This is a genomic window from Nonomuraea sp. NPDC003214, assembly GCF_053590035.1.
On record NZ_JBSFSX010000012.1, the window covers coordinates 104,556 to 124,919 of the forward strand.

Annotated in this window: 20 protein-coding genes; 5 read left to right on the forward strand and 15 right to left on the reverse strand. The window is 71.7% G+C overall.

Annotation, left to right across the window (positions count from 1 at the left end; all coding sequences use genetic code 11):
* Positions 1-10: 10 nt before the first annotated feature.
* The 3 genes from ACWDXC_RS33930 to ACWDXC_RS33940 all read right to left on the reverse strand — a co-directional run bounded on the left by ACWDXC_RS33930 (position 11) and on the right by ACWDXC_RS33940 (position 1,660).
* A complete protein-coding gene (locus ACWDXC_RS33930) occupies positions 11-826 on the reverse strand; it encodes an ATP-grasp domain-containing protein (protein WP_449988896.1) in 816 nt (271 codons plus the stop codon).
* A gap of 238 nt (positions 827-1,064) precedes the next feature.
* Positions 1,065-1,325, reverse strand: coding sequence for a hypothetical protein (locus ACWDXC_RS33935; protein ID WP_219510191.1), 261 nt, complete (start codon positions 1,323-1,325; stop codon positions 1,065-1,067).
* Positions 1,326-1,402: 77 nt separating this feature from the next.
* Positions 1,403-1,660: a hypothetical protein gene (locus ACWDXC_RS33940; RefSeq protein ID WP_219510201.1), complete on the reverse strand. Its 258-nt coding sequence runs from the start codon at positions 1,658-1,660 to the stop codon at positions 1,403-1,405.
* Positions 1,661-1,876: 216 nt separating this feature from the next.
* Between ACWDXC_RS33940 and ACWDXC_RS33945 the strand changes: the two genes are divergently transcribed.
* Positions 1,877-2,530, forward strand: a complete 654-nt coding sequence (locus tag ACWDXC_RS33945) for an NIPSNAP family protein (RefSeq protein WP_449988898.1) — start codon at positions 1,877-1,879, stop codon at positions 2,528-2,530.
* Positions 2,531-3,265: 735 nt separating this feature from the next.
* Here ACWDXC_RS33945 and ACWDXC_RS33950 read toward each other — a convergent pair.
* Positions 3,266-3,937: a pentapeptide repeat-containing protein gene (locus tag ACWDXC_RS33950; protein ID WP_219510189.1), complete on the reverse strand. Its 672-nt coding sequence runs from the start codon at positions 3,935-3,937 to the stop codon at positions 3,266-3,268.
* A 4-nt stretch (positions 3,938-3,941) separates the two neighbouring features.
* Complete coding sequence (locus tag ACWDXC_RS33955) at positions 3,942-5,477, reverse strand: glycoside hydrolase family 3 protein (protein WP_449988902.1); 1,536 nt, start codon at positions 5,475-5,477, stop codon at positions 3,942-3,944.
* A 213-nt stretch (positions 5,478-5,690) separates the two neighbouring features.
* On the opposite strand from ACWDXC_RS33955, the gene ACWDXC_RS33960 reads away from it, so the two are divergent.
* Both ACWDXC_RS33960 and ACWDXC_RS33965 read left to right on the forward strand, forming a co-directional pair.
* Complete coding sequence (locus ACWDXC_RS33960) at positions 5,691-6,362, forward strand: TetR/AcrR family transcriptional regulator (RefSeq protein WP_219510187.1); 672 nt, start codon at positions 5,691-5,693, stop codon at positions 6,360-6,362.
* Entirely contained in the window at positions 6,359-7,039 is a 681-nt protein-coding gene (locus ACWDXC_RS33965) for a DNA alkylation repair protein (protein ID WP_219510186.1), read from the forward strand. The genes ACWDXC_RS33960 and ACWDXC_RS33965 overlap by 4 nt, the downstream gene beginning before the upstream one ends.
* Before the next feature lie 13 nt (positions 7,040-7,052).
* On the opposite strand, the gene ACWDXC_RS33970 is transcribed toward ACWDXC_RS33965, so the two are convergent.
* Entirely contained in the window at positions 7,053-7,892 is an 840-nt protein-coding gene (locus ACWDXC_RS33970) for a LysR family transcriptional regulator (RefSeq protein ID WP_449989090.1), read from the reverse strand.
* 88 nt (positions 7,893-7,980) lie between these two features.
* On the opposite strand from ACWDXC_RS33970, the gene metE reads away from it, so the two are divergent.
* Positions 7,981-10,158 (forward strand): 5-methyltetrahydropteroyltriglutamate--homocysteine S-methyltransferase, encoded by a 2,178-nt coding sequence (metE, locus tag ACWDXC_RS33975; RefSeq protein WP_449988905.1) that lies wholly within the window; start codon positions 7,981-7,983, stop codon positions 10,156-10,158.
* Between the two features lie 3 nt (positions 10,159-10,161).
* Here the strand turns inward: metE and ACWDXC_RS33980 are convergent, their stop codons facing one another.
* The 5 genes from ACWDXC_RS33980 to ACWDXC_RS34000 are packed head-to-tail and all read right to left on the reverse strand — an operon-like array spanning position 10,162 to position 15,032.
* Entirely contained in the window at positions 10,162-11,079 is a 918-nt protein-coding gene (locus tag ACWDXC_RS33980; RefSeq protein ID WP_246646093.1) for a carbohydrate ABC transporter permease, read from the reverse strand.
* A 3-nt stretch (positions 11,080-11,082) separates the two neighbouring features.
* Positions 11,083-11,994, reverse strand: a complete 912-nt coding sequence (locus ACWDXC_RS33985; protein WP_219510181.1) for a carbohydrate ABC transporter permease — start codon at positions 11,992-11,994, stop codon at positions 11,083-11,085.
* Positions 11,994-13,403 (reverse strand): N-acetylglucosamine/diacetylchitobiose ABC transporter substrate-binding protein, encoded by a 1,410-nt coding sequence (gene ngcE / locus ACWDXC_RS33990; RefSeq protein WP_449988910.1) that lies wholly within the window; start codon positions 13,401-13,403, stop codon positions 11,994-11,996. Before ngcE ends, ACWDXC_RS33985 begins: the two co-directional genes overlap by 1 nt.
* Positions 13,404-13,427: 24 nt before the next feature.
* Positions 13,428-14,162 carry a sugar isomerase domain-containing protein gene (locus tag ACWDXC_RS33995; RefSeq protein ID WP_219510179.1) on the reverse strand — a complete coding sequence of 245 codons (735 nt, stop codon included), beginning with the start codon at positions 14,160-14,162 and terminating at the stop codon, positions 13,428-13,430.
* A complete protein-coding gene (locus ACWDXC_RS34000) occupies positions 14,163-15,032 on the reverse strand; it encodes a MurR/RpiR family transcriptional regulator (RefSeq protein WP_308126007.1) in 870 nt (289 codons plus the stop codon). It lies immediately after the preceding gene.
* A 79-nt stretch (positions 15,033-15,111) separates the two neighbouring features.
* Here ACWDXC_RS34000 and ACWDXC_RS34005 point away from each other — a divergent pair, with 79 nt between their 5' ends.
* Positions 15,112-16,053 carry an N-acetylglucosamine kinase gene (locus tag ACWDXC_RS34005; protein WP_449988914.1) on the forward strand — a complete coding sequence of 314 codons (942 nt, stop codon included), beginning with the start codon at positions 15,112-15,114 and terminating at the stop codon, positions 16,051-16,053.
* Here ACWDXC_RS34005 and ACWDXC_RS34010 read toward each other — a convergent pair.
* Genes ACWDXC_RS34010 through ACWDXC_RS34025 form a run of 4 tightly spaced genes read right to left on the reverse strand, consistent with a single transcriptional unit; the run spans position 16,043 to position 20,343 of the window.
* Positions 16,043-16,861, reverse strand: coding sequence for a carbohydrate ABC transporter permease (locus tag ACWDXC_RS34010; RefSeq protein ID WP_219510177.1), 819 nt, complete (start codon positions 16,859-16,861; stop codon positions 16,043-16,045). The genes ACWDXC_RS34005 and ACWDXC_RS34010 overlap by 11 nt on opposite strands.
* A complete protein-coding gene (locus ACWDXC_RS34015) occupies positions 16,858-17,736 on the reverse strand; it encodes a carbohydrate ABC transporter permease (protein WP_449988917.1) in 879 nt (292 codons plus the stop codon). Before ACWDXC_RS34015 ends, ACWDXC_RS34010 begins: the two co-directional genes overlap by 4 nt.
* Positions 17,737-17,740: 4 nt before the next feature.
* Complete coding sequence (locus ACWDXC_RS34020; RefSeq protein ID WP_449988919.1) at positions 17,741-18,988, reverse strand: extracellular solute-binding protein; 1,248 nt, start codon at positions 18,986-18,988, stop codon at positions 17,741-17,743.
* A gap of 11 nt (positions 18,989-18,999) precedes the next feature.
* Positions 19,000-20,343, reverse strand: a complete 1,344-nt coding sequence (locus tag ACWDXC_RS34025) for a cellulose binding domain-containing protein (RefSeq protein ID WP_364183651.1) — start codon at positions 20,341-20,343, stop codon at positions 19,000-19,002.
* Between the last annotated feature and the right edge of the window lie 21 nt (positions 20,344-20,364).

Genomic DNA, 20,364 nt, shown 5'->3' on the forward strand with positions numbered 1-20,364 from the left:
CCGGCCCAGGTCAGAGCAGCTCGCGCAGCGCCGTGGCCAGGCTCGCCGCCGCACCCGGCTCGTAGCGCAGATAGAGGTACGGCTCCGTCAGCTCCAGCTCGATGACCGCCGGGCCGCCGTCGGGGAGCCGGACCAGGTCGATCCGGGCGTAAAGAAGGGCCTGGGGGATGGCGGCAAGCACCTTCTCCGCGAGTTCGACCTGGTCCGGGGCCGGGGTGCGCACCTCGGCCCGTGCGTTGTCGGCACCGGTCATGCCGGGCGTGAGCATCGGGGTGCGCCGGACGGCGTGGCTGAGACGGCGGTTGAAGTAGAGGAGCGAGGTCTCGCCCTCGGCCTCGACCATGTCGAGATAGGGCTGGACCATGGGGGTGCGGCCGGCGGCCTCCAGGGCCGCGGCGTGCGCACCGGCCCGGTCGCGGTCGGTGGTCCTGATCGTGTCGCGGGCGCCCGCGGAGATCGCGGGCTTGACGACGTACTCGTCCCAGCGCGGCAGGTCGTGCGCCGACCAGTGCGTCGGCACCGTCGGAACGCCGAGGTCGCGCAGATAGGTCTTGTCGGTGTTGGCCTCGATGACGGAGGCCGGGTTGAGGAGCCGGGAAACCTGCTCCACCCGCCTGGTCCAGGCCAGGAACTCCGCCCTGCGGTCGACGTAGTCCCAGACCGAGCGGACCACGACGGCGTCGTAGGCGCTCCAGTCGACGCCGGGGTCGTCCCAGCGTTCGGTGCGACCTTCGATGCCCTGTTCGCGCCAGGCGGCCAGGGCGAGCTCGCGCTCGTCGTCGTGCGTGTCGGGGTCGTCAAACGTCGCATATGCACAGGTAGCCATCCGCTGATGCTAATAGCGGACAGAACAAATGCCGATTGCGGGCTTGCTGGTTGCGGGGTGGCTGGTTACGGGGTTGGTCGTTGCGCGGTTGGTGATCGCGCGGGTCGGTGATCCGGGATTACTGGTTGCGGGCTTGCTGGTTGCGGGCTTGCTTCTTGCGGGGCTTACTGCGGAGGGGTTGATGCCGGAGAAGGGCCCACGCGCCCGTGCCCAGGCCCGGGCGCGTGGGCGGAGGTCACTAGTCGACCTCGACCTCCTGGCGGGCGGCGCTGTCGTCGGTCGCCACGTTGGCGTTGCCGTTGATGTTGTTGACGTTGGTCGAACCCCAGCCGCCGACGTTGCTGGTGCCGATGTTGGCGAAGTTGTTGCCCGTCTGCGACGACTCCTCGTTCCAGCTCGAGTTGTCGTTACGCGTGTCGGCCTGGGCCGGGGCGGCGAGCAGGGTGGCGCCGGCAGCGGCGGCCACGACGAAACCGGTCACGCAGAGCTTCTTGATCATGTCGATGTTCCTTCCGATGAGTGTTGCTGTTACGGGCCCGCCGGACGGGGCCGGCGGAATCGGGGAAGGCGGATCGCCTAGTAGAAGATGTAGGTCACGGAGATGCTTCCGTCGGAAGCGGTCGTGGCGATGCCGTTGAGGTTGTTGACGTTGACCGAGCGTCCCCACCCTTTGTTGGAGGCGCCGACGTGCGCGAAGTTGTTGCCGGCCTGGGAGGACTCGGAGTTGGTGCTCCAGTTGTCACTCCAGGTGTCCGCGTGAGCCGGGGCGGCCAGCAGCGTTACGCCCGCCGCCGCCGCGACCACGGCACCCGCCGCGCACAGCTTCTTGATCACTACAGCTCCTTCGCCAGAGGATTGGCTTCCAGGGGCAGCAGGCATGGGCCCGAGGTGCACTACCGCCCCTTTGACCTGTCTTGACCCGGAGAGGTCAAGGTCAAAGCGAGCATATAACTATGGGTTGCCAATCGGTAGCTTTGAGTAATTAGAAGATTCTTCTGTGCCATGCTCGCTGACAGGAGGTGTCAGCGAGGGCCGTCTAGCGTCCGGCGCATGATCTACGAGTTGCGCCGCTACACGCTGCGGCCGGGGCGGCGGGAGACTCTGCTGTCGCTGTTCGAGCGGGAGTTCGTCGAGACGCAGGAGGCCGTCGGCATCGACGTCATCGGCCAGTTCCGCGACCTCGACGACCCCGACGCCTTCCCCTGGATCCGGGCGTTTCCCGACATGGAGGCCAGGAAGGCCGCGCTCACCGCGTTCTACACCGGACCGGCGTGGCAGGCGCACCGGGAGGCGGCCAACGCCACCATGATCGACTCGACCGACGTGCTGCTGCTGCGGCCCGCCGGGGGTCGCCTGCCCCGCTGGGACCGGCCTCCCCTGGGTTCCGGGGAGGCGGCTTCGTCACTGTGGGTGGCCACGATCTACCACGTCGGGCCGGGGTTCGAGGCGTTCTTCGCCGACGAGGTGGCGCCGGTGCTGGCGGCCGGCGGGACGCCTCCGGTGGCCTGCTTCGCCACCGAGCACGCGGAGAACACCTACCCCTTGCTGCCCGTCCGTACGGGGGAAGAGGTGTTCGTGTGGTTCGCCCGCTTCGCGAGGGAAGCGGACGAGCGGGTGGTCGACGTCCCGGCGCTCGCCCAGCGGCTCACCGCGCCATCCCGCCGCCTCCGCCTCACCCCCACCCCCCGCTCCACCCTCCGCTGACCCCGGCCCCCCGCACCCCACTGGAACGGCCCCAAGGCGGGGCGCGGACCAAGGCGGGGGCGCGGACCAAGGCGGGGGCGCGGACCAAGGCGGGGGCGCGGACCAAGGCGGGGGCGCGGACCAAGGCGGGGGCGCGGGCCAAGGCGGGGGCGCGGGCCCGAGAGGGAGTAAGCGCCCGTCCGACGGCCCAGCCGCCCACCGGGGCGGGCGCGGAGGCACACCCCCACAGGGCCGCCGAGGGCCGAGACGGGCTGGGGGCGCCCCAGGCAGAGCGGCCCCGGCGCGGGCCCCAACGCGGAGGCGGACGCGAACACGGGCGTCGCGGCGTGTGGCGCCCCCAGGCGGGGGTCGGCGCGGGAGGCGGACGCGGTCGCCGGGCAGACGTGGGGGTCGGGCCGATGTGGGGGGTCGGGCCGATGTGGGGGGTCGGGCCGATGTGGTCGGCTGATGGAGTGAACGCAAGGGCGGGGCGAGGGCCGGGGCGGTGCCGGGGGGCCGCTGCTGACGTGGTCGCCGGCGAGCGGCGGGGGCGGCCGGGGCGGCGGGCAGGAGTTCGGTTTCCACCATTTCGGGCTGTGGTTGTGGCCGGCTGAGCCGGTCGAGTTCGCGGTGGAGTGGCCGGCCGGGGGTGTGGGGCTGACGATCGTCGAGCTCGACGGCGCGGCGATCACGGAGGCCGCCGCCCGGTCGGCGCGTTACTGGCCCGATCACTGCCCCAAGCCCGGGGCTCCGCGGTCAGAGGACGGTGATGCCGCGGGCGGCGAGGATGGCGTCGGCCTGGGCGCGGTTGACGATCGCGCCGCCGAACGCCCGCAGCCGGGCGTCGTCGATCTCGCCCAGGTCGGCGCCGCGCAGGTCGGCCCGGGTGAAGACGGTCTTGAGCAGCTTGGCCTCGCGCAGCCGGCAGTCGGTGAACGTGGCGTCGGTGAAGTCGCAGCCCGACAGGTCGGCCTCGTCGAAGCGGACGCCTTCGATCTCCTCGCCGCGCAGGGAGCAGCCGCCCAGGTTGGCCATGGTCAGGTTGGAGCGGGTGACGCGGAAGCCGGTGCCGCGGCTGCCGGTGAGCGAGGCCCCGATCAGGCGGCAGCCGGTGAACGACGCGTCGGTCATCAGCGCGCCGCCGAACTGCGCGGACGACAGGTCGACGTCGGTGAACACGGCGTCGATGAGGTCGGCGTCGCTGAACCTGACCCGCATCCCGCCGCCGCCCGTGAAGACGGCGCCGTCGAGATCGGCCTTGCGGAAGTCGGCCTGTTCCAGCACGCAGGACTCGAACCGGGCCCCGGCCAGCGAGGCTCCCCACAGGTCGGCCTCGGTGAGGTCGCAGCCGCGGAAGACGTGCGTCTCGTCCGGGGCGAGCCGGTCGGTGAGGGATGTGCCGGAGAGGTCCTCGCCGTCGAAGTTCACGGTGTCACAGGCTACCGGTGATCACCTCGGCGGCGGCCCGGCCGCAGACGGGGGCGGAGCCGTACGTGGCGATGTGCACGGCGCCGAGGTCGGAGCGCTGGGGCAGGCCCATCTCGACCACGACGGCGTCGGGGCGGGCGCTGAGCAGGTGCCGTACGGCCTCGCCCTGCCAGGGGTAGCGGTGCACGTCGCGTACGACGACGACCAGGGGGCGGGAGGCGGCCAGGGCGACGAGGTCCTCGATGGCGGCCCCGGACGCCTCGCCGGCGGCGAAGCGGGTGACGGCGGTGCCGGGCATCAGCTCGGCGAGCGGGCCGGCGACGCCCCACGGGGTGGACTTGTCGATGGCCAGGTTCATCTCGGGGGCGAGTTCGACGACGTGCGGGGGCGTGCGGAGCGGCAGGACGGCGGCTCCGGTGCGGCGGGTGACCCGCACGGCCCGCCGGGCGGCCGCGAGTCCGGCGTGGCCGTTGTGCGTGGCCCGCTCGGTGGTGACCGACATGCCGTCCGCCCCGGCGCCGACCATGTTGTCCGTTGGTGTGCTGCCCGAGGAGGCGGCCCAGACGGCCAGCTCGCGGACCCGGCGTGCGGCGTCGGCCAGTCGCTCCTCGGGCAGCAGTCCATCGGCGACCGCCGTGACGATCGCGTCCCGTACCTCGATCGCCGTGGCCTCGTCGGCGTGCTCGCCGCCGACGCAGATCGCGTCGGCTCCCGCGGCGATGGCGCGGGCGGCGGCGCCGCCGATGCCGTACGCCTCGGAGACGGCGGCCATCTCGATGCCGTCAGTGACGATCATGCCCTCGAAGCCGAGCTCCTCGCGGAGCAGTCCGGTGAGCACCTTGGGGCTGAGGGTGGCGGGCAGGTCGGGGTCGTACACGGGCACCAGCAGGTGGCCGGTCATGACGGACCGGACGCCCGCGTTGATCGCCTCCCGGAAAGGGCGGAGCGCGTCCTCGATCCCGCCGGGGGCGACGACCGGCACGCCGTGGTGGGAGTCGACGGAGGTGTCGCCGTGGCCGGGGAAGTGCTTGGCGCAGGCGGCGACGCCGGCGGACTGCAGGCCGCGTACGAAGGCCCGGGTGTGGCGGGCGACCAGGTCGGGGTCGGCGCCGAAGGCGCGCAGGCCGATGACCGGGTTGTCGGGGTTGGAGTTCACGTCGGCGGAGGGCGCGAAGTCGATCGTGATGCCGCACGCGGCCAGGTCCAGGCCCAGGTCGCGGGCCAGGGTCTCGGTGAGCGCGACGTCGTCGACGACGCCGAGGGCGTAGCCGCCGGGGCGGGTGCTGCCGGTGGCGACCTCCAGGCGGGTCACCTCGCCGGTCTCCTCGTCGGTGCCGACCAGCGCGTACGGGTTCTCGGCCCGCAGCGCCGTGGTCAGCCGGGCCACCTGGGCGGGGCCGGTGATGTTGCGGGAGAACAGCACCACCCCGGCCAGGCCTTCCCCGAGCCGCCGTCGTACCCAGTCTGGAGGGGTGACCCCCTCGAAGCCCGGCAGGAGGACGGCGTCGGCCAGGCGCACAAGGTCACCACTCTTGGACATGACCCGCAATCTAATAGGAAAGTTTCTTATTTGCTAGAGGCATTTTCGAACGTCAGCAGGTTCGGTTGCCGGACGAACTCCGCCGCGATGCGCAACAGGGCGCCCGCCCGGCCGCCGGCCGCCTCAGCGTGGCGCCGGCGGGCCGCCGCTCCCCGTCGTCAGCAGCGGCTTCGGCCGTGAACAAGCGATTGTCCGAGGGCCCATAATGGTCGTGTGACAACGCGAAAGAACTCCGCCGGCACGACCCCGGCTCCGGCCAAGCGCCAGCGCGCGGCCTCGACGGGGGCGGCCTCGGAGCGCCGGGACCATCTCGTCAAGCTCGCGGCGGAGCTCTTCGCGGCCAAGGGCTTCCAGGCGACGACGGTCCGCCAGATCGCCCAGGAGGCCGGCATCCTCTCGGGCAGCCTCTACCACCACTTCGACTCCAAGGAGTCGATCGTCGACGAGGTCCTGTCCACGTTCCTCGATGATCTCATCGCCCGCTACCGGTCCGCGATCGACTCCGGCCCCGACGCCCGCGCGGTGCTGACGGAGATGGTGCGCATCGGCTTCGGCACCCTGGAGCCGCACCGCGCCGCGATCACCGTCATGCAGAACGACTGGAACTACCTGCGCCAGTTCGAGCGCTTCAGCTACCTGGTCAAGGCCGAGGACGAGGTGGAGCAGATCTGGGTCACGCAGATCAAGGCCGGGCAGGCGGCGGGGCTGTTCAGGCCCGACGTCGACCCCAAGCTGACCTACCGGATGATCCGCGACACGATCTGGGTGGCGGTGCGCTGGTTCCGCCCCGACGGCAGGCTCAACACCGCGACGCTGGCCGACCACTACATCACCGTGCTGTTCGACGGCCTGGCGACCGGCGAGCGGACCTCCCAGCAGGGATGAGTCTCGGCAAGGCGGTGCGGCTGGCCCTGCGGGAGGCGGCGGACCCGGACAAGGCCGCCGCGATGCAGTCGTACATGAAGTCCCCGATGCCGTTCCTCGGCGTGCAGGCCGGGCCGCGGCGCACGGTGCTCAGGCGGGTGTTCGCCGAGCACCGGCTCGACACCGCGCCCGAGTGGCGGCGCGCGGTGCTCGACCTGTGGCGCGAGGCCGAATACCGCGAGGAGCGCTACGCCGCCGTGCAGCTCTCCGGGCACCACCTCTACCGCGACTTCCAGACCCTCTACACGGTGCCGATGTACGAGGAGATGATCGTCAGCGGGGCGTGGTGGGACCTGGTGGACGAGCTGGCCACGCACCGGATCGGCGGGCTGCTGGCCGCCTACCCCGACACGATGCGGCCGCTGATGCTGGAGTGGGCGCACGACGCCGACCTGTGGAAGCGGCGCACCGCGATCCTGTGCCAGAACCGGTTCCGGGAGCGCACCGACACCGCGCTGCTGTTCGCGTGCATCGAGCCGAGCCTGTCCGACAACGACTTCTTCGCCCGCAAGGCGATCGGCTGGGCGCTGCGCGAGTACGCCAAGACCAGCCCGCGCGAGGTCGTCCGCTACGTGCGGGCCAAGGGTCTGTCGGGGCTCAGCCGCCGCGAGGCCCTGCGCAACCTGCCGGTCACCTAGCACCCGGTCCCGGTCACCTGGTCCAGAGGGCTTCCTGTACGGCCTGGACGAGGCCGAGGAGTTCCCCGGTGACGCGCTCCTTGGACCAGGCCAGCGCGTAGGTGATGCGCAGCCCGGCGCCGTGCAGCGGGACGAAGCTGACGTCGTCGCGGCGGGTGGCTCGGACCAGGAGCTGCGGCGCGGGCAGCACGCCCGCCCCGGCGGCGACCAGGTCGAGCGCGGCGGCGAAGTCGTCGTCGGCGACCATGCGCGGCTGGCCCGGCAGCCCGGCCCACGGCCTGCTGCCCGGCGTGAGGAGCACGCGGCCGACGAGGTCGGCGGGCTCGACGGCGGAGCGGGAGGACAGGGGGTGCCCGGCGGGCACGGCGAGGTGGTCCACGCTGACGTGGAAGCGGGCGGCGGTGACGAACCGGGCGGGGGCCGGGGTGGCGAGGATCGCCGCCGACACCTCGCCCGACTCAAGCGCCGCCGAGGCGGCGGCCCGGCCGGCCACGCGCAGCTCGACCCCGACGGCGGGGGTGCGGCCGGCCATCCTCCTGGCGATCCGCGCGGCCAGCGGCCCGGCGATCGGTGGATAAGCGAGGTGAATGGTCGGGCGGGCGAGCCGGGCGCCTTCCGCGGCGAACGCCGACACCGACTCCAGCACCTGCTCGGCGTGGGGCAGCAGCGCCTTGCCCGCGGCGGTGAGCCGCACCTCGCGGGCCGTGCGGGTGAACAGCATGACCCCGGTGGCGCGTTCGAGCCGGGTGATGGCCTGGCTCACGGCCGGCTGGGACAGGCCCAGGTCGGCGGCGGCCGTGGAGAAGCTGAGCCTCGCGGCCACCCGCGCGAAACACTGGATCTCCCTGAGCATAAGCAGCACGAATAGATGATGCATCACGCGCGGCGGCCGGTGCACGATGCGAGGCGTTGACGATCGACGCTGAACGCTTGGAGCGCCCATGTCCCGTTTCCCGCAGTCCACCGTGCTCGGATACCCGAGGATCGGCCCGCGAAGGGAGCTGAAGCGGGCACTGGAGTCCTACTGGGACGGCACCGCCACCCGGCAGGACCTGGACCGCGTCGGCGCGGAGCTGCGCGCCGCCACCTGGCGCAGGCTGGCCGAGCTGGGCCTCGACGGCCTGCCGTCCAACACCTTCTCCCTCTACGACCAGGTGCTGGACACGGCCGTGCTGCTCGGCGCGGTGCCGGAGCGGTATCGGGGCGCGGCCGACCCGTACTTCGCCATGGCGCGGGGCACCGACGGGCTGGCGCCGCTGCGGATGACGAAGTGGTTCGACACGAACTACCACTACATCGTGCCCGAGATCGGGCCGGAGACGGTCTTCAAGCTCGACGCGGCCAAGCCGTTGGCCGAGCTGCGGGAGGCGCGGGCGCTGGGCTTCGAGACGCGGCCCGTGGTGGTCGGGCCGGTGACGTTCCTGCTGCTGGCCGCCGATCCTGGGGCGGCGCTGGAGCGGCTGGACGACGTGCTGGCCTGCTACGAGGAGCTGCTGGGCGTGCTGGCCGCCGAGGGCGTGGCCTGGGTGCAGCTCGACGAGCCCGCGCTGGTCCAGGACCGCACGCCCGGGGAGCTGGACGCCGTGCGCGCCGCCTACGACCGGCTCGGCTCGGCGGCGGCGCGGCCGGGGCTGCTGGTGACCGCGCCCTTCGGCCATCTCGGTGAGGCGCTGCCGGTGCTGGCGGCCACGCCGGTGGAGGCGATCGGCGTGGACCTGGTGCGCGGCGGGCTCGACGGCCTCGACGCGCTGGCGGGCAAGACGGTCGTGGCGGGCGTGGTGTCGGGGCGCGACGTGTGGCGGACCTCGCCGGAGCGGGCCGCGCACGCGCTGCGCGCCGTGGCCGAGCACGCCGCCCAGGTGGTCGTGGGCACCTCCTGCTCGCTGCTGCACGTCCCGTACGACCTGGAGGCGGAGCCGGGGCTGGACCCGGCGCTGAAGGCGCGGCTGGCGTTCGCCGAGCAGAAGGTGGCGGAGGTGGTCGCGCTGGCGCGCGGCGGGTTCGACGGCCCGGCGCCCGCCGTGCGGCCCGCGCCCGAGCCCGCGCCCGTCGTCCTCGACGAGCGCGGCCCGTACCCGGTGCGGGCGGCGGCGCAGGCCGCGCACCTGGGACTGCCCGCGCTGCCGATCACCACGATCGGCTCGTTCCCGCAGACCGGCGAGCTGCGCGCGGCCCGCGCCGCGCTGGCCGCGGGCACGCTCCCGGCGCAGGAGTACGAGCGGCGCGTCGAGGCCGAGATCGAGCGGGTGATCCGGCTGCAGGAACGGCTCGGCCTGGACGTGCTCGTGCACGGCGAGCCGGAGCGCAACGACATGGTGCAGTACTTCGCCGAGCACCTGGACGGCTTCGCGGTGACGGCCAATGGCTGGGTCCAGTCGTACGGATCTCGCTGCACCAGGCCCCCGATCCTGCACGGCGACGTGTCGCGGCCGGAGCCGATCACGGTCCGGTGGGCCCGTCACGCCCAGTCGCTCACGGACCGGCCGGTCAAGGGCATGCTCACCGGGCCGGTGACGATCGTGGCGTGGTCGTTCGTCCGTGACGACCTGCCGCTGCGTGACGTGGTGTTCCAGGTGGCGGCGGCGGTGCGCGAGGAGGTGCTCGACCTGGAGGCGGCCGGCGTGTCGATCATCCAGGTGGACGAGCCGGCGCTGCGCGAGCTGCTGCCGCTGCGGCAGGCGGCGCGGGCCGGCTACCTGGAGTGGGCGGTGGCCGCCTACCGGCGCGCGACGTCGGGGGTCGCCGACCGCACCCAGATCCACACGCACCTGTGTTATTCGGACGCCGACCAGATCCTCGACGCGATCGACGGCCTGGACGCCGACGTGACCACGATCGAGTCGGCCCGCTCGGGCGCCCGCATCCTGGACGCGGTGGGCTCGTTCGGGCGCGGGCTGGGCCCGGGGGTGTACGACATCCACTCCCCCCGGGTCCCGTCGTCCGCCGAGGTCGAGGCGCTGCTGCGCCGGACCCTGGCCGCGCTCCCGGCCGAGCGCGTGTGGGTGAACCCGGACTGCGGCCTGAAGACCCGCACCTACGCGCAGGTGGAGGCGGCCCTGGCGAACGTCGCCGAGGCCACCGGCAGGCTGCGCGCCGAGCTCACCCGCGACGTCGGCTGAGCCTCACTTCAGGGCCCCCATCGTCAGGCCGGACTGGATCTGGCGCTGGAAGACCGTGTAGACGATCAGCATCGGCAGGATGGCGAGCGTCAGCGCGGCGAACAGCGCCGCCCAGTCCGCGTCGTAGCCGGCGGCGGTGGAGATGTCGGCGATGCCCTGGGTGAGCACCCACTTGTCCCGCTCCTGGAGCAGGACCAGCGGAAGCTGGTACTGGTTCCACTGGCCCAGCACGTTGAAGATCGTGATGCTGATCAGGCCGGGCCGCGCCATCGGCAGCATGATCTGGAAGAACACCCGGGTGTGCGACGCGCCGTCGACCATGGCCGCCTCCCCCACCGCCGTCGGCAGCGTGCGGAAGAACGCGGCGAGGAAGAACACCGTGAACGGCATCGAGTACGCGATGTACACCAGCACCAGGCCGGCATGCGTGTTGAGCCCGATGAACGGCCCGATCAGCGGCACGCTGCCCATGTTCTGCACCACGAAGAACAGCGGCGTCAGCGCCAGGTAGACGGGGAATGCCAGGCCGGAGACGAACAGCAGGTAGACCGCCCGGTTGCCGCGGAAGGGGTAGCGGGCCAGGACGTAGGCCGCCATCGCGCCCAGCAGCATGGTCCCGGCCACGCTGAAGGCCACGACGATCACGCTGTTGACGAAGTACTGCCCGATGTTCACCTGGTCCCAGGCGCGGGCGAAGTTGTCCCAGCGCGGCGTGGCCGGCAGCGACCAGGCGTCGCCGAAGATCTCGTCCTCGCTCTTGACCGAGGCCAGGAACGTCCACAGGATCGGCACCACGGTGAGCACGGTCCACAGCAGCAGCGCCAGATGGGTGAGCGTCGCCAGTGGGCCCAGCCGCCGGCGGCGCTCCTGCCGGGCGGCCTTGCGCGAGTTCGCGACCGTCCACGAGGTCATCGTCGTCATCTCTCAGTACTCGATTCGCTCACGACGCGACAGCCGCAGCGACAGGATCGCGAAGCCGATGGTGAAGAAGAACATCACGACGCCCAGCGCCGAGGCGTAGCCGAAGCGGAAGTACTCGAACGCGTTGCGGTAGATCTCCGTCGCCATCACGGTCGTGGAGTAGTCGGGGCCGCCCTGCTGGTCGGTCATCACCCACACGATCGCGAACACGTCCAGCGCCAGGATGCCGAGGTAGACCCAGGCGACCTGGACGGTGTCCCACAGCAGCGGCAGCGTGATGCGGAAGAACAGGCTCACCCGCCCCGCGCCGTCGATCGAGGCGGCCTCGAACATGTCACGCGGGATCGAGGCCAGCCCGGCGGAGAACAGCACCACGTAGAAGCCGACCGCCTGCCACACCATGACGCCGAGCACCGACCAGAACGCGATGCCAGGATCGGACAGGAAGGAGACCGGGCCCAGCCCGAGCGCCATCAGCGGCGCGTTCAGCATGCCGCTGTCGTCGGGCCGGAACACCTGCTGGAACAGCACCGCCACCACGGTCACGGCCAGCACCTGCGGGAAGAAGAACACCACGCGGTAGAACTTCGACCCGGGCACGCCGCCCACGCCCCGCCCTCCGCTGCCCACGTTGAGCAGGAACGCGAAGAACAGGGCGATGACGATCGTGATGAGCGGCAGCAGCACGAGCAGGGCCGCGTTGTGCGTGACCGCCTTCCAGAAGACGCCGTCGGCGAACAGCCTGACGAAGTTGTCCAGCCCGACGAAGTTCGGCGTGGCGCTGACGCCCCGCCAGTCCGTCATCGCGATGTAGAACGCCTGGATGTACGGGGAGATCACGTACACCAGGTAGAGCGTCACCGGGGCCGCCAGGAACGCGGTGATGAACAGGCCCCGGCGATAGGTGTTGAACATCAGCGCGTGTACTTCTTGATCGAGGAGTCGTTCTTGATCTCGTCGGCCTTCTTCTGCAGGCGCTCCACGTACTTGGCGGGGGTGACGCCGCCGGACATGAGCTGGCCGGTGGCGGCCACGGCCTCGTCGTGCAGCTGGGCGTACCAGGTGCGCCAGCGGTAGTAGACGGTGTTGGCGCCGGCGGCGGTGAGCGCGTCGGTGGCGCTCTGCGCGCCCGGCGTCAGGTTGCGGCCCTCGCCGGCGCCCTTGACCACGGACACCGTGCGGACGAGCTCGCTGAAGTCGCCGGCCGCCTTCTTCGACAGCATCGCGCGCAGGTACTCCATGCCGCCCTGCGGGTTGGCGCCCTTCGACGGGACGATGAACGACTCGCCCGGCTGGGTGTGCAGGGTGCCGTACGGCATCTTGTCCGAGGAGGTGAAGTCGGGGATGGGGAACATGCCGTACTCGAAGTCGTCGGGCGTGGTGTCCTTCTGCTCGTTCTCCAGCCAGGAGCCGGAGGGCAGCATGGCGACCTGGTACTTGTTCTGGGCCGTCTGGGTCTGCACGTGGTCGAGGCCGGTGGTGCCCTCCATGAGGTACTTGGCGCCGACCTCGGCCCACGCCTCCGCCGCCTGCCTGACCGGCTCGGCCGACCAGGCGCCGTCGGCCAGGTTGTCGATGTTGACCAGCACCTCGTTGCCGCCGATCTTGGCGGCCATGGTCAGCAGCGGCTCGTACAGGTACTGCGGGTGCTTGCCCGCGTAGGTGAACGGTGCCATCTTGCCGGACTTCTTGATCGTCTCGCAGAGGGCGAGGAAGGCGTCCCAGGTCTTGGGGATCTCCCAGCCGTTGTCGCGGAAGGCCTTCTGCGAGTACCAGATGCCGTGGATGTAGTTGACGTAGCCGAGGACGCTGAACTTGCCGTCGTAGGTGCCGAACTCGGTCACGGCCGGGTCGAGGATGTCGCGGACCTTGACGTTGGGGTCGTCCCAGCTCGGCGCGTCGAGCAGCGGGGTCAGGTCCTGGAGCTGGCCGTCCTGGGCGAGCGCGCCCATGTCCATCGCGTTGGCGCCGGAGTTGTCGATGACGTCGGGCGGGTTGCCGCCGGCGAAGCGCGGCTGCAGGACCTTGGTGATCTCCTTGGTGGCGTTGTGCTTGATCTCCACCTGCGGGTACTTCGACTTGAACAGCGGCTGGTGGATGTCGGTGGCGTACTTGTTGCCGAACCCGCCGTCGAAGATCCAGATCTCCAGCGGCTTGTCGGCGGCCACGCCGAACGGGTTGGCCGCGCTCGTGGCGGCCGGCGCGGCCGAGGCCGTGGGCGCCTGCTGGGCGGGGGTGGCGCAGGCGGCGAGCGCGCCCGCCATCGGGGCCAGGGCGGCGGCGCGGAGGAGACCGCGCCGGGTGATGTGGGGGGTGTTCGACATTGCTGTTCTACTCCTTGGGCTACTTCATGTTCCGCGCCTGATGCGCCCTGCGTAGCGGCTTTCCAGTGCCTTGTTGTGCTCGTCGCCGCCGGCCACGTTGACCGACAGGTAGACGGGCGGCGTCTCGCCGAGCGCCACCAGCCGCTCGACCGCCTCGGTGACCACCATCTGGGCGAGCAGCGCCGAGGTGATCGTGGAGACCGCGCCGTAGCTGCCGCCCCCGGGCAGCTCCAGGATCGCGTCGCCGTAGGGGGAGCCGTTGTCCAGCACGATGTCGGCCAGGTCGAGCAGCTTGCGGCCCGACGGGTGGCGCGAGGTCATGCGGACGCTGTGGCTGACGGAGGTGATCGCGATCAGCGGGTGGCCGCGTTCCTTGACGAGCGTGGCCAGCTCGACGACGGCGCCGTTCACGCCGGAGCTGGAGACGAGCACGAACACGTCCTGCGGCTCCACCGGCGCCAGCTCGTAGATCCGGTGCGCGATCGCCGGGTCGCGCTCCAGCTCGGGGGTGAGCACGCTCGGCGGCTCCCCGCCGTACAGGACGAGGTCGCGCGGGGTGAGCCGGTTGCTCGGCACCAGCCCGCCGGCCCGGCCGGCGATCTCCATCGCGATCGCCTCGGAGTGCCCGGACCCGAACGCGTTGACCACTCCCCCGGCGCGCAGCGACGTCACGATCGCCTCTGCGGCCTGACCGACCTGCTCCACCTGCGATTCGGCCACCCGGCGGGCCGTCTCCAGGGCCTTGGATGCGTACGTCATTCAGCCTCTCTCCACGCGGTGGCTCTCCACGGCGCTGATCGTGAGCTCGAACGCCTCGTTGGTGCGCTCGTACGTGCGCTGCGCGACCGCCACGTAGACGGCGTCGAGCACGAACAGTTGCGAGTGGACGGCGGCCAGCCCGCCGAGCCGGAACGTGGTCTCCCTGCTCGCGGTGGTCAGCACCAGGTCGGCCAGCTCCGCCAGCGGGGAGCGGGCGAACGAGGTCACCGCGACCGTCAGCGCGCCGTGGCTGCCGGCCTCGGCCAGCGACTCCATGACCTCGCGGGTGCGGCCCCGGTGGCTGATGCCGATCGCCACGTCGCCGTCGCGCAGCAGCGCCGCCTCCGACAGCGCCACGTGCGCGTCGCCCGCGCTCCAGCACGGGATGCCGATCCGGCGCAGCCGCCCTTCGAGCATGGTCGCCACGTTGCCGCTGGTGGAGACGCCGACCAGGAGCACCCGGCGGGCGGCGGCCACGCGGTCGGCCACGGTCGAGACCACGGACGCGTCGAGCTGGGCGGCGGTGTCCTGGATGAGCCGGGCGTCGGCGGCGGCCATCACCTCGATGGCGGCGTCGATGGGGTCGTCGGGGCCGATCTCGTGCCCGACGCCCGCGCCCCAGCCGGCCTGCGCGGCCCGGCCCGTCTCGGTGGCCAGCGCCACCCTCAGCTCGGCGTAGCCGGAGAAGCCGAACGCCCGGCAGAACCTCGTCACGGTCGCGGGTGAGCTGCCGGCCCGCTCGGCCAGCGCGATGATCGTCGAACGGGCGGCCTCGGCCGGGTCGCCGAGAATCACCTCGCCGACGCGCCTCAGCGCCTCCGGCAGGCCGGGCAACTCGGTCTCGACGCGCCCCAGCGCTCCTGAAGTCACGAATATTCCTTCCGGATACCCGGTCTTCTGGCGAAAATTATTCTTGCTTCTCGGTCACGTCAAGACCCACAATCTGATCGTGACTTATTCGCTCGTGATCGGCGTCGACGCCGGCGCGACCTCCTCCCGCGTGGCCGTGCACGCCCTCGACGGCACCCGGCTGGGCTACGCGCGCGCGGGCGCCGGCAACCCCACGGCCCACGGGCTCGACAGCGCGGTGGCCGCCATCGCCGCCGCCACGCGCGAGGCGCTCGGCACGCATCCGGGCTCCCGCGTGGTCGCCTCCCTGGCGGGCGTCGCGGGCCACGTCCGCGAGCTGGAGCCGGCGCTGGGCAAGGTCTGGGCGGAGCTGGGCATCCCGGCGGGGCCGCAGGTCAGGGGCGACACCGAGATCGCGTACGTGGCCGGCACCCCGGAGCCGGACGGCACCCTCCTGCTGTCGGGCACCGGCGCCATCGCCGCCCGCGTCACCGGTCACCATCACCGCGCCGCGGTCGCCGACGGGCTCGGCTGGCTGCTCGGCGACGCGGGCTCGGGCTTCTGGATCGGCCGCGCCGCCGCCAAGGCCGTCGTCGCCGCCCTGGACCGCGACGAGCCGCCCTCCCTCCTGACCGAGCTCGTGCTCGGCCACTTCCTCGGCGCCGAGCGCGGCGCCACCGCCCGCGAGAGCGCCGACCGTCTCGTCCGGATCGCGCAGGCGGCCCACATGCGCCTGGCCGAGCTGGCCGCGCCGGTGAGCCGGGCCGCCGCCGAGGGCGACCCGGTGGCGCTCGGCATCGCCCGCCAGGCCGCCGCGCACCTGGTGGACACGCTCGGGCGGGTCCACCGGGGCGGGCCGATCGTGCTGGCGGGCAGCGTCCTGACCAACGACGGGCCGGTACGGGAGGCCGTGCTCGGGCTGCTGCCGGGCGAGACGGTGACGACGGCGCGCGACGCGGCGGGCGGCGCTGCCTGGCTGGCCGCCTTCGACCTGCTGCCGGAGGGCGAGCGCGCGGCGCTGCACCCCCGCTTCACCCCTTGACGGCCCCCGCGGTCATCCCGACGCCGACCCTGCGCTGCAGGAAGAGGAAGAGCAGCAGCGCGGGCAGCGCGAACAGGCTGGCCGCGGCCATCGTCGCGCCCCAGTCGGTGCCGAACACGTCGCGGAACGACGACAGCCACACCGGCAGCGTGCGCCGGTCCTGCTCCTTGATGATCAGCACGTTGACGAACGCGAACTCGTTCCACGCCGTGATGAACCCGAACAGCGAGGTCGCCATCAGCCCCGGCGCCAGCAGCGGGAACACCACCCGGCGGAAGGCCACCAGCCGGCTGCACCCGTCGACCTGCGCCGCCTCCTCCAGCTCCAGCGGGATCGCGGCGAGGAACCCGCGCAGGGTCACGATCGTGAACGGCAGCGTGATCATGAAGTAGACGCCGGTCAGCATCGCCAGCGAGTCCAGCAGCTCGGTGTCCCTGGCGATGATGAACACCGGCACCAGCAGCGCCTCCCACGGCGCCATCTGCGCGGCGAACACCATGACCACGAACGCGCCGCGCCCCCGCCAGCGCATCCTGGTGACCGCGAACGCCGCCAGCAGCGCCACCACGAGCGCCAGCAGCACGGCCACGACGGTCACGAGCAGACTGTTGCGCCAGTAGGTCCAGAACCCGGGCGCGTTCACGGCGGTGACGAAGTGCTCCAGCGTCGGCGCGGACGGCCAGAACGACGGCGTGCGCGCCTGGATGTCGCGGGTCGGCTTGAAGGCCGTCAGGAACATCCAGTAGACGGGGAAGATCGTCATCACCAGCACGGCGAGCGCGGCGGCGTTGAGCGCGAGCCTTCTCATGAGCGCACCATCCGTCGCAGGTTGGCGACCAGGGCCACGGCCAGCAGGACGACGGTGAGCAGGGCCACGGCCGAGCCCAGGTCGTACCGGTGCAGCACCCGGGCGATCTTGAACGCGTAGACGGGCAGGGTGGTCGTGGCGCCGTCGGGGCCGCCCTGCGAGAGCACCCAGATCTGCGGGAAGCACTTGGCCACCCAGATCACCTCCAGCGCGACGATCAGGGCGAACAGCTGGCGCAGCATTGGCAGCGTGACCCGCCAGAACACCTGCCAGCCGGTGCCCCCGTCGATCCTGGCCGACTCGTACAGCTCTCCCGGGATGGTCGTCAGCCCGGCGTAGAGGGTGAGCGCGCCGAACGGCACCGACTGCCACACCACCAGGACCACCAGCACGGCGAACGTCGCGGCGCCGTCGGCGAACCAGGTGTAGCCGCGGAACGACTCGAACCCGAGCGAGGACAGCGCCCAGTTGACCACGCCCAGCTCCGACTGGAACAACCACTGGAAGACCGTGGTGGCCGCGATCACGGGGGTGGCCCAGGCCAGCGCCAGCGCGCTCATCAGGGCCAGCCGCATGCCGCGCCGCAGCCGTACCAGCATGAGCGCGACGCCGGTGGACAGCACCACGATGAGCACCACGTTGATCGCGGTCCACGCGAGCGTGCGCAGCACGACCTGCCAGAACTCGGCGCCCGCCAGCAGCTCGGCATAGTTGCCGAGGCCGGCGAACTCGGCGCCGCCCCGGATGAGCTCGCCCATCCGGAAGTGCTGCAGCGAGATCAGCGCGGCCTTGAGCATCGGATAGAGCAGGAGGAAGGCCCCACCCGCCACCGTGGGCGCGATGAGCAGGTAGGGCCAGAGCGAACGGTTGCGCACGGGCTCAGGACCCGCTGTTGAGCGTCGTGGTGATGGACTCGGAGACCTTGCGGGCCTCTGCCCGCGGGTCGCCGCCGGTGAGCACCGCGGTCATGTACTGCTTGATGACCGAGGTGGCCTCGACGGCCGCCCAGTTGGGGGTGTTGGGCGTCGCGCGGCCCTGCGCGGCGCCGGCGGCCATCGCGGCCGTCGCCTCGTCACCGGCCAGCACGCCGGCCAGCGACGTGCGGTTGGGCACGAAGGCCATCTCCTTGGCCAGCTCCGTCTGGAACCGCTCGCCGGTCAGCGCCTTGACGACCTCGTACGCCTGCTCCTGGTGCCGGGAGGCGACCGGGACGATCAGGTCGGAGCCGCCGGTGAAGACCGCGCCGGGCTTGTCGGCCGTCTTGCCGGGGATGGGGAAGAAGCCGAGCTTGTCCTTGAAGCCGGGTTCGACCTCCAGGACGCGGGCCGCGATGCCCGGGGCGGCGATGATCTGCGCCACCTTGCCCTGGGCGAACACCTCGTGCTGGGGCGGGTTGGCCTCGTCGGCGTCCTTCGGACCCTTGCCGAGGGCCTGGAGCCGCTGGTAGAACTCCATGCCGGCCAGGGCCTGCGGGGTGTCGAGCACGCCCTTCCAGGCGCCGCCCTCCTGGATCGCCAGGTCGCCGCCCTCGTCCCAGACGAACCCGGCGAGGGCGTACCAGGTCTGGCCGGTCAGGTAGATGCCCTGGTTACCGCCTTTGTTTAGCTTTTTGGTGATATTCAGCCATTCATCCCTCGTTTTCGGAGGCTCGTCGATGTCCGCCTTCGCGAACAGGTCCTTGTTGTAGACGACCACCCGGTTCGCGGCGTACCAGGGGATCCCGTACTGCTTGCCGTCGATGTTCCCCGGCTGGGCCAGGCCCGGGAGCCAGTCCTCGCCCTGGAGGTCGGCGATCCTGGCGGTCAGGTCGGTGACGCCGCCGCTGGCCGCGTACTGGGCGACCTGGGTGTTGCCCACCTCGATCACGTCGGGCGCGTCGGTGCTGGCCAGCGCGGCGGTGACGCGCTCGCCGATGCCGTCCCAGGGCTGGATCTGCAGGGCCAGGTCCACGTCCGGGTGCTCGGCCTCGTAGCGGGTCTCGAACGTCCTGAGCAGGTCCTGCGTGACGCTGCCGTCCATGATCCAGACGGTCAGCCTGGCGGGGCCGGTGGGCTCCTGCTGCCCACCGCCGCCGCCGCACGCGCCCAGCGCGAACACGGCGGCCAGGGCCAGGATGCGGTTCTTCATGGCTTTCCTCGTCACGGGTTCGGAACGGTGTCCTGGAAGGCGGTGCCGGCGGTGCGGAACGCGCCCACCCTGCTCTGGATCTGCGCGGGCGAGAGGACCTCGTTCTTGGCGTGGTAGACCCAGTCGACCTGCTGCCGGTACGTGCGCGTCCCGGTCGCCGCCTGGAGGTCGATGAACCACTGGTTGAACATGATCCACATGGGCGTCTCGGGGTAGTAGATGCCGCTGTGGTCGGCGAACAGGCGGCCGTCGACGTAGTACTTGATGTGGCCGCCGGACACCTGGATCACCAGGTCGTGCCAGCCCGCGAAGCTCGTGCGCTCCTCGGTGTGCGTGTTGACGGCCTGCCACGGGTCGCCCTGGTAGGTCTCCCAGCTCGTCGCGTACAGGATGTTCGCCGGTTCGCCCCAGCCGCCGTTCGGCAGATACTCGAAGTCCAGCTCGCCGTAGTCCGGGTCCAGGTTGAAGCGGAGCGGGGTGATCGTGAAGAACGTCTGCACGACGTGCTCGCCGTCCGGGCCGCTCACCGGCGCGTCGCTGAAGCGCACCCGGGCCGCGTACGTGCCCTCGTGGAACTTGCGGTTCGCGGTGGACAGCTCGGTCTGGACGGTGCCCGAGGCGGTGCCGTCCGTCGAGGAGTCCAGCGTCAGCAGGCCGCCGGGGAACGAGACCGCCGACGCCGACCAGGTCGCCCCGGGCACGCCGGGCCCGCCCTGGCTGGAGCGCACGGTCCAGCCGCGCTGTTGCAGGCGCGGGTCCGACGCGTTCGTGTAGGTGAAGTCGTCGAACAGCTCGCCGCCAGGCCCCGGCGGATCGGTCGGGTCCGGGTCCGGCTCGCTGCCGCTGGGGTTGCCCCAGGCGAGCTGCCCGTTCACGTACACGGTCGCCTTGTCCCAGTTCGTGTAGGAGGTGTGCGGGCCGAAGGAGGGGTCGTCGCTCTGCGTGAAGCTCTGCCAGTCGGCCCGGTAGAAGCGGAGCTGCAGGTCGCGGGTGCTCGTCCCGGGGGCCAGCGTGCCGGAGGTGAAGCCCACCTCCAGGTACTGCCTGCCGTCCGCCTGCGGGACGAAGTGCCCGGTGACCGTCGAGCACGACACCACCGCCCAGGAGCAGGCGAAGCGGTACGACTCGGCGCCCTTGAGGTAGTAGCGGATCTTGATCTGGTTCAGCGGGATCGAGGTCGTGCCGTCGTTGAAGACCTGGAACCAGGGTTCGGCCTGGGCGGTCGTGGCGCCGGTCGAGCTGGTCCGGTACTGGAGGCGTACCGCCTGGTCGGCGTCGGCCGGGGCGGCGACGGCCACGGCGAGGGCGGCGGGGAGGGTCAAGGCCAGCAGGATCTTTCCGATTTTTCGGGACATGGGTGGGGTTCTCCTTGGTTC

What these genes read in the sequence shown, in the direction of transcription:
- ACWDXC_RS33930 (WP_449988896.1), bottom strand. Translation starts at nt 826, where the DNA reads ATGGCTACCTGTGCATATGCGACGTTTGACGACCCCGACACGCACGAC.
- ACWDXC_RS33935 (WP_219510191.1), bottom strand. Translation starts at nt 1,325, where the DNA reads ATGATCAAGAAGCTCTGCGTGACCGGTTTCGTCGTGGCCGCCGCTGCC.
- ACWDXC_RS33945 (WP_449988898.1), top strand. Translation starts at nt 1,877, where the DNA reads ATGATCTACGAGTTGCGCCGCTACACGCTGCGGCCGGGGCGGCGGGAG.
- ACWDXC_RS33955 (WP_449988902.1), bottom strand. Translation starts at nt 5,477, where the DNA reads ATGTCCAAGAGTGGTGACCTTGTGCGCCTGGCCGACGCCGTCCTCCTG.
- ACWDXC_RS33965 (WP_219510186.1), top strand. Translation starts at nt 6,359, where the DNA reads ATGAGTCTCGGCAAGGCGGTGCGGCTGGCCCTGCGGGAGGCGGCGGAC.
- ACWDXC_RS33970 (WP_449989090.1), bottom strand. Translation starts at nt 7,892, where the DNA reads ATGCTCAGGGAGATCCAGTGTTTCGCGCGGGTGGCCGCGAGGCTCAGC.
- metE (WP_449988905.1), top strand. Translation starts at nt 7,981, where the DNA reads ATGTCCCGTTTCCCGCAGTCCACCGTGCTCGGATACCCGAGGATCGGC.
- ACWDXC_RS33980 (WP_246646093.1), bottom strand. Translation starts at nt 11,079, where the DNA reads ATGACGACGATGACCTCGTGGACGGTCGCGAACTCGCGCAAGGCCGCC.
- ACWDXC_RS33985 (WP_219510181.1), bottom strand. Translation starts at nt 11,994, where the DNA reads ATGTTCAACACCTATCGCCGGGGCCTGTTCATCACCGCGTTCCTGGCG.
- ngcE (WP_449988910.1), bottom strand. Translation starts at nt 13,403, where the DNA reads ATGTCGAACACCCCCCACATCACCCGGCGCGGTCTCCTCCGCGCCGCC.
- ACWDXC_RS33995 (WP_219510179.1), bottom strand. Translation starts at nt 14,162, where the DNA reads ATGACGTACGCATCCAAGGCCCTGGAGACGGCCCGCCGGGTGGCCGAA.
- ACWDXC_RS34010 (WP_219510177.1), bottom strand. Translation starts at nt 16,861, where the DNA reads ATGAGAAGGCTCGCGCTCAACGCCGCCGCGCTCGCCGTGCTGGTGATG.
- ACWDXC_RS34020 (WP_449988919.1), bottom strand. Translation starts at nt 18,988, where the DNA reads ATGAAGAACCGCATCCTGGCCCTGGCCGCCGTGTTCGCGCTGGGCGCG.
- ACWDXC_RS34025 (WP_364183651.1), bottom strand. Translation starts at nt 20,343, where the DNA reads ATGTCCCGAAAAATCGGAAAGATCCTGCTGGCCTTGACCCTCCCCGCC.